We start from the raw sequence: 14480 nt of genomic DNA on the forward strand, positions 1-14480 counted from the left end.
AAACACATGCGGGTCTGGTAATACGGTGTGCTAGGTTCTACGTAAGTAACGGATTGAACGTGTGTTTCGCGCACTGGTCGTGGGGATGGGCGTTCCGGTTCCGGCAAACAGTATGATTGTCGGAGATGTGGAGGGGGTTTATGGACGATCTTTTAAGTGAATTTCTGACAGAGACTTCGGAGAGCCTTTCGACGCTTGACGTCGAGCTGGTCAAACTGGAGCAGAATCCGAACGATCCGGATATTCTGTCGAATATTTTCCGCCTGGTGCATACCATCAAGGGGACATGCGGATTTCTTGGGTTGCCGCGACTGGAAGCAGTTGCGCATGCCGGTGAAAACGTGCTTGGCAAGATCCGTGATGGCGAACTGGTTGTAACACCGGATGCGGTGACGCTTGTTCTTGAATCCATTGATACGATCAAATATCTGCTGAGCGAGCTTGAGCAGAATGAAACCGAACCGGATGGCAATGATGCCGATCTGATCGCGCGTCTTAACCATTTTGCCGATACCGGTACGATTATGGGCGGAAGCGCCGCACCGGCAGCCGCCGCCCCGGTCGAGGAAGAAGTCGCCGAAGAAGTGCCGATGACCGATGATGAGCGGTTGCAGGCAATTTTCGATGCAACCGAAGTCGACCCGGATATTCAGGAGCCGGAACCTGCTCCTGCGCCCGAGAAACCCGCACCGGCAGCCGCCCCGCCCGCAGCAGCAAAGTCGCAGGCAGTTGCCCCGGCCAAGGCCGCTGCGTCCGAGGGGCCAAAGGCCGAAGCGCAGCGTGTCGAGGCGAAGGAAAGCTCTGTCGCGGCTCAGACGATCCGTGTGAACGTCGAGCTGCTTGAAAACCTTATGACCCTGGTTTCCGAGCTTGTTCTGACCCGTAACCAGCTGTTGCAGATGGTTCGCGGCAAGGATGACAGCGAATTTACAGTTCCCTTGCAGCGCCTGTCGCACATCACTACCGACCTTCAGGAAGGTGTGATGAAAACGCGTATGCAGCCGATTGGCAACGCTTGGGCGAAACTACCGCGTATTGTTCGCGACCTTGCGCTTGAGATGAACAAGAAAATCGATCTGCAGATGATCGGTGCCGATACGGAACTTGACCGTCAGGTGCTTGAACTCATCAAGGATCCGCTGACCCACATGGTCCGTAACTCTGCCGACCATGGTCTTGAAGATATTCCGGGGCGTCGTGAAGCTGGCAAGCCGGAAACCGGTACGGTTACGCTGAATGCCTATCACGAAGGCGGTCACATCATCATCGAGATTTCCGACGATGGTCGCGGTCTCAATATCGAACGGATCAAGGCCAAGGCGATTGCCAATGGTCTTGCAACCGAAAGCGATCTTGACGGCATGGCGGATTCGCAAATCCACCAGTTCATCTTCAAGGCCGGTTTCTCGACCGCCGAAAAGGTGACCTCGGTTTCGGGGCGTGGTGTCGGCATGGACGTGGTCCGTACCAACATCGAAAAAATCGGTGGTACGGTTGAACTGAAATCGGTCGAAGGCCGTGGTTCGACCTTTATCATCAAAATCCCGCTCACCCTTGCCATCGTTTCGGCACTGATCGTTGAAAGTGGCGGCGAACGTTTCGCCATTCCGCAGATCAGCGTTCTGGAATTGGTCCGGGCTTCAAGCAATTCCGATCATTCGATCGAACGCATCCACGATACGCCTGTCCTGCGTCTGCGCAACCGTCTGCTGCCGCTTGTCACGCTCAAGAAAATTCTTGGTCTTGATGACGGCGAAACAACGGTCGATGACGTGGATGAAGAAGCCTTCATCGTCGTCACCCAGGTTGGGACCTATTCGTTCGGTATCATCGTTGACCGAGTGTTCGACACCGAGGAAATCGTGGTTAAACCGGTCGCACCGATCCTGCGTGACCTGTCTCTGTTCTCGGGGAACACCATCCTTGGCGACGGTAGCGTGATCATGATCCTGGATCCGAACGGCATTGCGACCCGCACCGGCGAAATCACCGTTGGTGGTTCGCAGGGTGTCGAAAGCAAGGCGCGCTCCGATACCGGTGATCGCGAAACGACGTCCATGCTGGTCTTCCGGGCTGGCGGTGCAGAAGTTCGTGCCGTACCGCTGGCACTGGTTGCCCGCCTCGAAGAAATCGATGTCGAAAACATCGAATATTCGAACGGTCGTCCGCTGGTTCAGTATCGTGGCAAGCTGATGCCGCTGGTCTTCATTGATGGTTCCTATCAGATGAAAGCCGAAGGCCGTCAGCCGACCCTGGTCTTCCAGGATCGCGAACGGACCATGGGCCTTGTGGTTGACGAAATTGTCGATATCGTCGATGACGTCCTTAATGTCGAACTGACAGCCGATCAGGATGGTCTGGTCGGGTCTGCGGTGATCGACGGCAAGGCAACCGATCTGATTGATGCTGGCTACTATCTTGAACTGGCGTTCTCGGACTGGTTTGGTCATGAGGATACCGGCGGTGAGAAAAAGCGTGTGCTTCTGGTCGATGACAGCCCGTTCTTCCGTAACCTTCTCACACCGATGCTGTCGGTGTCCGGTTTCCGTGTCATTGCGGTCGAGAATGCCGAGCAGGCGCTTGATCTTAAAAATCGCGGTGAAATGTTCGACGCGATCATCAGTGATATCGAAATGCCGGGCATGAACGGCTTCGAATTTGCCGAAAGCCTGCAGAATGATGAACATTGGGGGGATACCCCGATCATCGCGCTGTCCTCACACACCAGCGAGGAAGACTTCGAACGGGGTCGTCAGGTTGGCTTTAGCGACTATGTCGCGAAATTCGATCGAGATGCGCTGGTATCAACGCTGATCCAGACGCTGAGCGCAGTGTAAATCGGGGAAAAGTCCAATGAGCGATAAAAAGGCACTCGTCCCGAGCAAAGAACAGAGCACGGCCCTTGACCTTGGCGGGGCGACGAAGGATTTCGTTACCGCCTATATCGGCAAGCAGTTGTTCGGTATTCCGGTTCTGACGGTTCAGGATGTTCTTGGTCCGCAGCGCATCACGCGCATTCCGCTGGCTCCGCCCGAAGTGGCAGGGTCGCTGAACCTGCGTGGGCGCATTGTTACGGCGATTGATGTTCGCAAACGTCTAGGGCTTCGTGAACGCGAAGACGACGTGCCGGGCATGAGCATAGTGGTCGATCAGGGTGGTGAACTATACAGCCTGATGGTCGATCAGGTCGGAGAAGTTCTGAGCGTTCCGCAAAAAGCGTTCGAGCAGAACCCTGCAACGCTCGATCCGCGCTGGCGCGAATTTTCCGATGGCATTTTCCGGCTCGACAAGAAGCTTCTTGTCATTCTGGATGTGACCCGTCTGCTTGATTTCACGGTTTCTGTGAAACAGGCTGGCTAGCTATGTTAGTCTGTACCGGGTGCAAAATGCATCCGGTACAATGCCGGTTTTGGCTTAACGATCTAATTTGCGAGAAGGAAGTCGATGAAGAGTTGTCTCGTCGTCGATGATTCGAAAGTCATCAGAATGGTGGCACGCCGTATCCTGGAAGAAATAGGATTTGCGGTCATTGAGGCTGTGGATGGGCAGGAGGCAATTGATCGATGCCTTGAAGCCATGCCAGATGCGGTGTTGCTTGATTGGAACATGCCGGTGAAAAGCGGGATTGATTTCCTGCGGGAACTGCGCGCAGCCCCTGGTGGTGATGAGCCCGTCGTCGTGTTCTGCACTACAGAAAACGATCTCGAGCATATCCAGGAGGCCATCACGGCCGGTGCGAACGAGTACATCATGAAACCGTTCGACAGCGAGATCATCCAGGCAAAATTTGAGCAGGTGGGTCTGATTTAAGGTTCCTGTCAGCGTCGCTGTGCATTTGCCTTGGTTTTTGGTCCGGTTGCTCTAACGGGAACGTCGGTACGTGGAAGACACGCCAATTCATCCACCCTATAAAGTCCTGATTGTCGACGATTCCGCAATCGTGCGTGGTCTGGTAACCCGCATGTTGCAGGAAGACGACGATATCGAGGTCGTCGGTTCTGTTGCCAATGGCGAAGACGCGCTTGGCGTCATGCGTCAGGAGATTGGTATCGAAGCGGTCGTTCTCGACATTGAAATGCCCGTCATGGATGGTCTGACGGCATTGCCCAAGCTGCTTGAAATCGATCCGACGGTTCGCGTGATCATGGCATCGACCCTGACCAAGCGAAACGCCGATATCAGTTTCCAGGCCATGACACTGGGTGCTGTGGACTACATTCCCAAACCGTCCTCGGCCAAGGACCTTAATGTTGGCGAAGGCTTCCGGGCCGAGTTGCTCGACAAGGTCAAGGCCTGGGCTGAACAGCGTCGCAAGATGCTGGGGGCGGATCAGGCACGGCTTGAAGAAATCCATGAAGAACAGGTCGTCGTTGACGATGTGGATACCGCCGAACGGCATGAAGAGTTGCCGGAATCTGCTGCACCGGAAGATGACGCCTCCGCAACAGAAAAGCCCGCTGGCGATGCTCCGGCACCGTTCCGGGCCGAACTGTCGGCGGAGCATCAGATATTGCAAAAGCCCGGCCGGGTTCAGCGCAAACGGTTCACCGCTGAACTGCGTCCGCGTCCGACGCACCAGCCCGGTCGTCTTGGCCCGATGTCGACCCGCCCGATGCCTCAGCCCCAACATCCTCAGCACGTGCAGCCGGTATCCCCGGCACAGGGGCAGGGCAAAGAAGGCGGGGCCACGACCATTAACCGTGATGCGGCTACACAAACAACCAACATGCCTGCGCGCGATCCGGGTCGTCTGATCCGCGAGGCGGCAATTGCAGCCGGTGATGCCAAGGCGACAGGCGCGAATGTCAAACCGTCAACCCGCCAGACATCGGGAGGTGCTGTTGGTGGTGGGGCAGTGGCGCGAAATGCGCCGGTCAAACAGGCACCACAACGTGCCGCCCCGGCCGCACGCAGTCCAGCCGCCGCGGCGGCAGCGCGTGCCAAGGCGCCGACCGGTGCCGCTGCACCGGCGCCGGCAAAACGGGTGATCACGGGCGGACAGATCAGTCTGCTTCCCGAAAAACGGCTTAATGTTGAAGCGATTGCAATCGGAAGTTCGACCGGTGGTCCGCAGGCCCTGTTCGAGGTTCTGCGTGGTCTTGCCGGTGTGCGTCAGCCGATTTTTATTACCCAGCATATGCCTGCGACTTTTACCACGATCCTTGCCGAACACATCACCCGCCTGACCGGGCTTAAATGTCAGGAAGGCCAGACGGGCATGCAAATTCAGGGCGGACAGGTTTACCTTGCCCCCGGTGATTACCACATGGTGATAGAGGGCCGTGGCAACAGCAGGAAAATTGTTCTGAACCAGAACCCGCCAGAAAACTTCTGTCGTCCGTCGGTTGATCCGATGCTCCGCAGCCTTGTGGAAAGCTACGGTGGTAATATACTCACGGCTATCCTTACAGGTATGGGACAGGATGGTATGCTGGGTGGGCGTGCTGTCGTGGGTGCCGGGGGGATGGTTGTTGCACAGGACGAACAGACAAGCGTTGTATGGGGAATGCCCGGTGCCGCGGCACATGCAGGCATTTGTTCGGCGGTTCTCCCCGTAGGTGGCATCGCGGCCTATATCAAAAAATTTGCAGGGGGTCGTTAAGCCGAGATGATGAGGCCGGAAGACTTCGATTTCGTCAGCAGACTTATAAAGTCAAAATCCGGGCTCGTTCTGAGTCAGGATAAGACATATCTGCTCGAAAGCCGGCTGATGCCGATTGCACGCAAGCGCGGGCTTAAGGACCTGACCGAGCTGATCGCGGCATTGCGCGGCGGTGACCGCGTGCTTGTCGAGGAAGTCGTCGATGCGATGACAACCAATGAAAGTTTCTTCTTCCGCGATACCAAGCCGTTTGACCAGTTCCGGCATGTCGTTCTGCCGCACATGATCAAAGAGCGCGCGTCAAAGCGCCATCTGCGCATCTGGTGTGCGGCGGCGTCTTCGGGGCAGGAACCCTATTCGCTTGCGATGATCCTTGAAGATTTCAAATCCCAGCTTTCCGGCTGGCGGGTTGAAATTATCGGAACAGACATTTCGCGCGAAATCCTGACCAAGGCGCGTGCTGGTTTGTATTCCCAGTTTGAAGTTCAAAGGGGACTTCCGATCCAGCTTCTGGTCAAATATTTCCAGAAGAAAGAAGACCAGTGGCAAATCTCGCAGGAAATCCGCTCCAAGGTTCAATACAAGGAATTCAACCTGCTTGAGGATTTCCGGCCGCTGGGTCAGTTCGATATCGTCTATTGCCGCAACGTTCTGATTTATTTTGATCAGCCAACCAAGACAGATGTGCTGGCGCGTATATCGGCATTGATGCCCGATGATGGCTTCCTGTTCCTTGGCGGGGCGGAAACGGTTCTTGGGATTTCCGACAAGTTCAAACCGCTTGCGCGTCAACGCGGCATCTATCAGTTGAACCGTCCGGGGGCACCGGATGTCGATGTTTCAGCACTTGAGAAAATTCAGGCGGGTGCCAGTGCGGCGGCTGGGGCGGCGAGTGGTACCGCGACAGGCGGTTTTGCGTTTCCCAAGCCGAAACATATGCAAACCACCACTGGTGGTACGACCGCCAGTGTAGGTGCCGGAACCACAACCCCGCCACGTCCCGGGCTTTCGACCGGAACCACGGCACGCCCCACGACCCCAACGGGCACCGGCACAACAGCCCGTCCGTCAATAACGGGAACAACCGGTACTTCCGGCAGCACATATTCACGTCCTTCAACCGGCACTACCGGGACGGCGGGATCAACTGGGACTGCTGGATCGACATATCGCCGTCCACTGGGCACAACAGGCACCGCCGGTTCAAGCGGCACGGGCAGCACTCCGCCCGCAAGGCCGTCAACCGGAACCGGCAGCACGGGCAGCGGAACAACCCGCCCGTCCACGACCTTTGATCGGTCGCGCTTTGGCAAGCCGGAAGACAAGAAATAGAAATCAGGATGGTTGCCGTGTAACGCGGACCCGCCAAAAGCAAAACGCCCCGACGATCCATCGGGGCGTTTTTGACTTCGTGCGCAGCGGAACGCGATAAAGTTCGTTGCGTTCAGGCGGCAGCACTACTGTTTACATCCGGATCGCGCAGGACATAGCCCCGGCCCCAGACTGTATGGATGTAATTGTCGCCCTTGGTGGCAGACTGGATTTTCTTGCGCAGCTTGCACACGAAAACGTCGATGATCTTGAGCTCCGGCTCGTCCATACCGCCATAGAGATGGTTCAGGAACATTTCCTTGGTCAATGTCGTGCCCTTGCGCAGCGACAGCAATTCAAGGATGCCATATTCCTTGCCGGTCAGATGCAGCGGCGATCCATCAACATCAACCGTGCGCGCATCAAGGTTCACATTCAGTCTGCCGGTGGCAATCATCGATTGTGCGTGGCCGCGCGACCGACGAACGATCGCCTGAATGCGTGCCAGCAGTTCAACCTTGTCAAACGGCTTGGTCAGATAGTCATCCGCGCCAAAACCAAGGCCTTTGACCTTGTCTTCGGTTTCGGTCAACCCCGACAGGATAAGCACCGGGGTTTCAACGCGTGCGTCGCGCAAACGTCTGAGAACTTCATAGCCGTCGATGTCCGGCAGCATGAGATCCAGAAGAATAATATCGTAGTCATACAATTTACCGATCTCGAGGCCATCTTCCCCAAGATCCGTGGTGTCGACAACCATGCCCTCCGATTTCAGCATCAACTCGATGCTGTCAGCAGTGGCGTTGTCATCTTCGACAAGCAGCACCCGCATGTTCCGCTCCGTTACCGTGTTCCGCAAAAAATCCGTGTTAATCCGGCTAATTTCGACAAGCGCCCCAACGATTGCCGTGTGGAATTTTATTCCATTCCGTTAACGATACGTTGCTTTGCGACTCGTGGCAAGCAGGCGAGTCGCATGTTGTTAACTTTTTTTCATCGATAAAGGCAGATGGTGCGGGGAATGTGAAGTTTCCCAACGGTTTGCGCCGTTAACGACCATGACTGCCGATACCGGATTTTTAATGGCAATTCCGCATATACGGGTTTTTAATACCGTTTATGCCACTTATATCTGGTGCGACGCGGTCGAATTTGCCACCCTTTGACATGGGACTGCGATAAAATTCCTGATCGCATCACATATCGGAACCCATCAAACAGAAAAGCGCAAACGTGTTCCAGATTGGCCGAAATATTGTCGCCGAACTTCGCCGCATTCCAGATTACCGGACTGTCGGGCGGGTAACGGCTGTTCTTGGCCTGCTGGTTGAAATTGGCGGGGTCGAAGGGGCGCTTTCGGTGGGGGATCGTTGCAAGGTCAAACGCCGTGATGGTGTGGCCGTAATTTGCGAAGTGGTCGGTTTCCGGAATGAACGAGCACTTTTGATGCCGTTCGGGATGCTTGATGGCATCGGGATTGGCTGTGAAGTCGAACTGGCAGACACCCAACCACAGGTCTATCCCGATGAAAGCTGGCTGGGGCGTGTGGTCAATGCGTTCGGCCAGCCGGTCGATGGCAAGGGCCCATTGACCGAAGGACCGACACCATACCCGATCCGCAATGCACCGCCATCGGCCCATTCGCGCCAGCGTGTGGCGGGGAAGATTGATCTGGGTGTGCGGGCGATGAATACCTTTCTCACCTGCTGCCGGGGGCAGCGTATGGGCATCTTTGCCGGGTCCGGGGTTGGTAAATCCAGTTTGCTGTCGATGATGACCCGCCATACGACATCCGATGTTTCGGTTGTCGGCCTGATCGGTGAACGTGGCCGCGAAGCCCGCGAATTCATCGAAGACGATCTGGGCGAAGAAGGCCTTCGCAGGTCTGTTGTCGTGGTTGCCACGTCGGACGAGCCACCACTGATGCGACGTCAGGCTGCCTATATGACCATGGCGCTGTCGGAATTCTTCCGCGATACCGGGCGTGACGTGCTGTGCATGATGGATTCTGTGACCCGTTTTGCCATGGCGCAACGCGAAATCAGCCTTTCGGTCGGCGAACCACCCGCGTCAAAGGGCTATACTCCGACGGTGTTTGCCGAATTGCCGCGCCTTCTGGAACGTGCCGGGCCGGGCGGGCCGGGGCAGGGATCGGTGACCGGCCTGTTTACCGTTCTGGTCGACGGGGATGATCATAACGAACCGATTTCCGATGCGGTGCGTGGTATTCTTGATGGCCACGTCGTGCTGGACCGCGCAATCGCCGAACAGGGTCGGTATCCGGCGATCAATATCCTGCGCAGTGTTTCGCGTACCATGCCCGGATGTAATAGCGAGTATGAAAACCAGATCGTTTCGCGCGCCCGTCAGCTGCTGGCAACCTATGAAGACATGGCGGAACTGATCCGTCTGGGGGCCTATCGTCTGGGGACGGATCCCAAGGTGGACGAAGCCATTCATTACTTCCCGCTGATCGAGGAATTCCTCAAACAGCGTAAAACCGAATGTACCCGGCTGGCCGATGGTTATGCCGAATTGGCACGTCGTCTTGATCTGGCACCCGCCCAACAGGAAGTCCCGGATGCAGGTGGCCAACCGGCAGCCAACCCGCAGGGCGCAACCGTTATGGAACGCAACCGGCTTCGCCCGCAGGTCAATAGCCGTTCAACCGCGACGAATGCGGTTAATGATTTGAATGCGGCCAAACGGGCGCTTCGCCGCGATCAGCAGTAATCACATGATCATGCTGATGCCGCGTCCGCCATATTTCAGGTAACTGACCACGATGGCCAAGGATTTCAAAACACTGATCCGCATGCGCAAATGGGCGCTGGATGATAAACGCCGCGAACTTGGCGAAATGCTGGGCATACTGACCAATCTTCTGGCGGAAAAGGATGCGCTGGAAAAGGCCGTGATAGCCGAGCAGAAGGTTGCCGCCGAAAATCCCGAACTGGCCGGTTTTGCCTATGGCCCCTTTGCCAGTGCCGTCGTGTTCGAGCGCGAAGCACTGGTAAAGCGGATCGCAGAACAGGAAGCCAAAATCGACGCGTTCCGCGATGAGGTCGCGGATGCGTTCAAGGCCGTCAAGACCGCGGAAATCGCTGAACGCAACCGTGTTGAAGCAGAACGCGCCGAAGAAGATCGCAAGGAACAGGCCGAACTTGATGAAATCGGTGCACGTTCGGCAACGCGTGATGACGGTCTGATCTAAGCCTGATCAGGCCGAAATATCCACACCCGTGTCAACACCCGTCACCGCGCGAAGTTCATCTGGCATCAGGGAAAACACGGTTTTGGGTGTGCCCGCGGCCAGCCAGATTATCTTTTTCGCAAGCAGCTTTTCATCAATCAGGGTCTCGACCGGGCCGACATGTCCAAAGGGCGGAACACCGCCGATGGTGTAACCGGTATGGGTGCGGACTTCGTTGGCATCTGCCTTGCGGATATCAAGGCCAAGCAGATGGGCAACCTTGGTTTCATCTACCCGGTCGGCACCGTTCATGATGATCAGTACCGGTTTGTTGCCTTCGGTCATGAAAACCAGTGATTTGCCGATATCACTGACATCGCAACCAATGGCCGCCGCGGCATCCGCGGCCGACCGTGTGCCATCAGGGAATTCGAGAACCTTGACATGGCCTAGGTGGTGATTGTTGAAGGCGTTCTGGAGGCACGAGGGCGGTGAAACCTGTTTCATTTGGTTGCTCCCAGCTCTTTGGCTTTGCGTTTACGTTTCTGATTGATCAGATTAAGCGTCTCGACACCCAGGCTGAATGCCATGGCGAAGTAAATGTAACCTTTTGGAACATGGATTTCGACACCGTCAAGCAGCAGGACAAACCCGACCAGAATCAGGAAGGCCAGCGCCAGCATTTTGACCGACGGGTGCTTTTCGACAAAATCGCTGATGGTGCCGGCTGCTGCCAGCATGACGAGAACCGACAGGACAACCGCGATCATCATGATCGAAAGATGATCAACCAGTCCAACCGCCGTAATCACGCTGTCGAGCGAGAATATCATATCAAGCAGCATGATCTGGGTGATGGTCATCGCAAAACTCGACATGATCTTGCCTGGGCCGTGTTCTTCTGGTTCGTCAATTGTATGGTGAATTTCCTTGGACGCCTTGGCGATCAGGAACAGGCCACCGATAATCAGAATAAGGTCACGTCCGCTGACTTCCTGCCCGAAGGCGGCAAACAGCGGGGCGGTCAATTCCATTACCCAGGCGATACAGGCCAGAAGCAAAAGCCGCATGCCCATCGCCCCGATAAGGCCGATGCGCCGAGCCGATTTCTGTTGATTTTTCGGGAGTTTGGAAACAATCACCGACAGGAAAACGATGTTATCGATGCCCAGTACGATCTCAAGCGCGGTCAAAGTCGCAAGCCCCATCCACATATGCGGATCTGTGACCCATTCAAACATGATCTTTTCGTTCCTATGTCACGGGTGCCAAAACCATCGGCAGAGATTAAGCCCAGACACCTGCCATCTAACGCAAGCGTGAATTGATTTTAGACTGCCAAGATTGGAAAAATGATGGCAACAAAAACAGACAGGTATCGCCGATGGTGCCAGATTGCTTCAATCAGGTAGTGTTGACCGGCCCTTCAGCAACAAGGATTTCAAGTATGCGCGCTTTTTTCGCCGGTCTGAGCATCGTCACAGGCCTTGCAATGGCCATGGTATCGATGCCCGCAAAAGCCGACCCGGCCCCCGATATCGGCAATTGGCAGTCGGTTCTTGATCAGGCGCGCGGCCAGACCGTGTATTTTCATGCCTGGGGTGGGGAGCCGCGCATCAATGATTATATCGCGTGGGCGGGTGCCCAGGTGCAGGAACGATACGGTGTGAATGTCGTACAGGTGAAACTTTCCGACACGGCCGATGCAGTGGCCAAGGTGTTGTCGGAAAAGACGGCTGGCGTCGATGATGGCGGGGCGGTCGATATGATCTGGCTAAATGGTGAAAACTTTGCCGCCATGAAACGCAATGACCTTCTGTTTGGGCCGTGGGCCGAACAGACGCCGAATTTTGCCTATGTCGATGTCGAAGGCAAGCCAACCGTAATCAACGATTTCACGGTTCCGACCATGGGCCTTGAAGCGCCGTGGGGTATGGCGCAGGTCAGTTTCTATTATGATACCGCACGCCTTGATAGCGTACCGAAGTCAGCCCAAGCCTTGCTGGAATGGCTGGTCAAACATCCGGGGCGCTTCACCTATCCCCAGCCGCCGAATTATATGGGCTCGACCTTTCTGAAACAAATCCTGACCGAGCTGGTTGAGGATCCGAAAGTTCTGCAACAGCCCGCCAATGAAACGGACGCCAAAAAGGTTCTGGCACCTCTTTGGGGATATCTCGAAGACTTGCAACCGCTATTGTGGCGCAACGGGCAGGCCTATCCACAAAATGGTGCCTCGCTACGTACGATGATGGCCGATAACCAGATCGACATCGCGTTTTCGTTTAGCTCGGGCGAAGTCTCATCGGCAATCGAGGTGATGGAACTGCCCGATACAGTCCGATCCTATGTGTTTGACAAGGGGACGCTTGGCAACACCAACTTCGTTGCCATCCCTTATAACGCATCGGCCAAGGCCGGGGCGGTCGTGCTGGCCGATTTCCTGATGTCACCCGAAGCCCAATTGCGCAAACAGGACCCGCAATACTGGGGAGCCGATACGGTACTTGCGATGGATAAGTTGCCAGAAGACATGCAAAAGGCCTTTGCCGATCTGGATCTTGGCATTGCGTCTCTGTCGCCTTCCGAACGTGGCACGGTTCTGCCGGAACCGCATCCAAGCTGGATGGAACTGGTTGAAACAGAATGGCAGAAGCGCTACGGCGTGGTGCAATAAGCCCAAATGCTCCGGCTTTTCCCGGCTTTTACGCTTATCCTGATGATCGGCCCGGTCTGTGCCGGGCTGATCGGGACGATATTACCGGGATTCGGGTATCTTCCGGCGCTTGGCGGCGATGTAATATCGATTGATCCTTGGCGGGATTTGATCAATCAGCCGGGGCTTGGCATTTCGATCCGGCTGTCTTTGATCAATGGTTTGATCGCAACACTGATCTCGTTTCTGGTTGTCATACTATTTTGCGCCGCATGGCAGGGAACGCGGATTTTTGGCGTCATGCAACGCCTGCTGTCCCCGATCCTCTCAGTGCCACATGCAGCCGCGGCCTTTGGGTTGGCTTTTCTGATTGCACCAACCGGCTGGATCGTTCGGGCGGTCGCGCCGCTTGCCGGATGGGAACGTCCACCGGATATTGTGACCTTGCAGGACCCGTTGGGGATTGCCCTGATTGCCGGGCTGGTTGCCAAGGAAATTCCGTTTTTATTGTTGATGACGCTGGCGGCCCTGCCGCAGGCAGATGCCAACCGGACGCGCCATGTGGCCTTGACACTTGGATATGGTCGCGTGGTTGGCTGGCTTAAAGCCGTTCTGCCACGGGTCTATCCGCAAATCCGTTTGCCGATATTGGCGGTGCTGGCCTATTCGACCTCGGTCGTTGATGTCGCGATGATCCTTGGCCCAACAACACCCGCACCGCTGGCGGTGCGTATTCTTGGTTGGCTATCCGATCCGGACCTGTCGCGTCGTTTTCTGGCCTCTGCCGGGGCCATTTTGCAATTTGTCCTTGTAATGATCGCGATGGCGATCTGGTGGGGAGGGGAAAAGCTTGTGGCGTGGTGGGGGCATGTCTGGGCCGAAGGCGGCATGCGCGGGCGACGCGATGATACCGTTCGAAGCTTTGCCGCCGGGACGGCAATCCTCTCGGCGGCTGCCGTGTTTCTGGGTTTGGCAAGTCTTCTGGTCTGGAGCTTTGCCGGGTACTGGTCCTTTCCGGAGTTTCTGCCGCGCAGTTTCAGTCTGCGTCTTTGGATGCGCGAATACGACATGTTAGGTGCGGCACTTTGGACCACACTGATGATTGCGGTTCTCTCGGTCGGGGTTGCGATTACCCTGGTTCTGGGATGTCTTGAAAATGAAACCCGCCGGTTTCAAAAACCGGGACAGGGGGCGATGTTATTGATTTATCTGCCGCTTTTGATGCCGCAAATCAGCTTCATGTTCGGGCTTCAGGTGTTTTTTACCGGTATCGGGCTGGAACGAACGTTGATTTCCGTGGTGATCGTTCATCTGATCTTTGTTCTGCCCTATATCTTTCTATCGCTTGCCGATCCGTTTCGCGCCCTTGATCCGCGATATTTGCAAACTGCCTTATGCCTTGGTGCATCACCGGCACGGTTATTCTGGTTGGTGCGCCTACCATTATTGACCCGCGCGGTTCTGACCGCCTTTGCGGTCGGCATTGCGGTCAGTGTCGGGCAGTATCTGCCAACCCTTCTGATCGGGGCTGGGCGGTTTGCCACCGTCACGACCGAGGCGGTGGCACTGGCATCGGGCGGCGACCGACGGATGATCGGAATTTACGGGCTGTTGCAAATGATCCTGCCCTTTGCCGGTTTTGCCCTCGCCCTTCTGATCCCGGCGGTTTTATTCCGCCACCGGCGCGGCATGGGAAACCGAAACAGGATATGATCAGC

Annotated in this window: 12 protein-coding genes; 9 read left to right on the forward strand and 3 right to left on the reverse strand. The window is 56.0% G+C overall.

The genetic code is table 11. The features are described from left to right. Nucleotides 1-140 precede the first annotated feature (140 nt). The 5 genes from TH3_RS03650 to TH3_RS23505 all read left to right on the forward strand — a co-directional run bounded on the left by TH3_RS03650 (nt 141) and on the right by TH3_RS23505 (nt 6934). On the forward strand, nt 141-2837 hold the full coding sequence (locus TH3_RS03650; RefSeq protein WP_007091315.1) for a hybrid sensor histidine kinase/response regulator: 2697 nt from the start codon (nt 141-143) through the stop codon (nt 2835-2837). Between the two features lie 16 nt (nt 2838-2853). Further along, the gene (locus TH3_RS03655; RefSeq protein WP_007091316.1) at nt 2854-3360 is read left to right on the forward strand and encodes a chemotaxis protein CheW; all 507 of its coding nucleotides are present in this window, start codon (nt 2854-2856) and stop codon (nt 3358-3360) included. A gap of 84 nt (nt 3361-3444) precedes the next feature. Continuing rightward, nucleotides 3445-3810: a response regulator gene (locus TH3_RS03660; RefSeq protein ID WP_007091317.1), complete on the forward strand. Its 366-nt coding sequence runs from the start codon at nt 3445-3447 to the stop codon at nt 3808-3810. A gap of 70 nt (nt 3811-3880) precedes the next feature. Further along, complete coding sequence (locus TH3_RS03665; protein ID WP_007091318.1) at nt 3881-5602, forward strand: chemotaxis protein CheB; 1722 nt, start codon at nt 3881-3883, stop codon at nt 5600-5602. A gap of 9 nt (nt 5603-5611) precedes the next feature. Beyond that, nucleotides 5612-6934, forward strand: coding sequence for a CheR family methyltransferase (locus TH3_RS23505; protein ID WP_338057534.1), 1323 nt, complete (start codon nt 5612-5614; stop codon nt 6932-6934). Between the two features lie 112 nt (nt 6935-7046). Here TH3_RS23505 and ctrA read toward each other — a convergent pair whose 3' ends face one another. Then, entirely contained in the window at nt 7047-7745 is a 699-nt protein-coding gene (gene ctrA / locus TH3_RS03675; RefSeq protein ID WP_007091320.1) for a response regulator transcription factor CtrA, read from the reverse strand. A gap of 401 nt (nt 7746-8146) precedes the next feature. On the opposite strand from ctrA, the gene fliI reads away from it, so the two are divergent. Together fliI and TH3_RS03685 are read left to right on the forward strand one after the other, a co-directional pair. Then, on the forward strand, nt 8147-9646 hold the full coding sequence (gene fliI / locus TH3_RS03680) for a flagellar protein export ATPase FliI (RefSeq protein WP_007091321.1): 1500 nt from the start codon (nt 8147-8149) through the stop codon (nt 9644-9646). A gap of 52 nt (nt 9647-9698) precedes the next feature. Continuing rightward, nucleotides 9699-10127, forward strand: a complete 429-nt coding sequence (locus TH3_RS03685) for a flagellar export protein FliJ (RefSeq protein ID WP_007091322.1) — start codon at nt 9699-9701, stop codon at nt 10125-10127. A gap of 6 nt (nt 10128-10133) precedes the next feature. Here TH3_RS03685 and TH3_RS03690 read toward each other — a convergent pair whose 3' ends face one another. Both TH3_RS03690 and TH3_RS03695 read right to left on the reverse strand, forming a co-directional pair. Beyond that, nucleotides 10134-10613, reverse strand: coding sequence for a YbaK/EbsC family protein (locus tag TH3_RS03690; protein WP_007091323.1), 480 nt, complete (start codon nt 10611-10613; stop codon nt 10134-10136). Next, complete coding sequence (locus TH3_RS03695; protein ID WP_007091324.1) at nt 10610-11347, reverse strand: TerC family protein; 738 nt, start codon at nt 11345-11347, stop codon at nt 10610-10612. Before TH3_RS03695 ends, TH3_RS03690 begins: the two co-directional genes overlap by 4 nt. A gap of 206 nt (nt 11348-11553) precedes the next feature. Between TH3_RS03695 and TH3_RS03700 the strand changes: the two genes are divergently transcribed. Both TH3_RS03700 and TH3_RS03705 read left to right on the forward strand, forming a co-directional pair. Next, entirely contained in the window at nt 11554-12783 is a 1230-nt protein-coding gene (locus TH3_RS03700) for an ABC transporter substrate-binding protein (protein ID WP_007091325.1), read from the forward strand. Nucleotides 12784-12789: 6 nt separating this feature from the next. Further along, nucleotides 12790-14475, forward strand: a complete 1686-nt coding sequence (locus tag TH3_RS03705) for an ABC transporter permease (RefSeq protein ID WP_007091326.1) — start codon at nt 12790-12792, stop codon at nt 14473-14475. Nucleotides 14476-14480: the final 5 nt, after the last annotated feature.

The sequence above is a fragment of the Thalassospira xiamenensis M-5 = DSM 17429 genome, assembly GCF_000300235.2.
GTDB classification, from domain to species: Bacteria; Pseudomonadota; Alphaproteobacteria; order Rhodospirillales; family Thalassospiraceae; genus Thalassospira; species Thalassospira xiamenensis.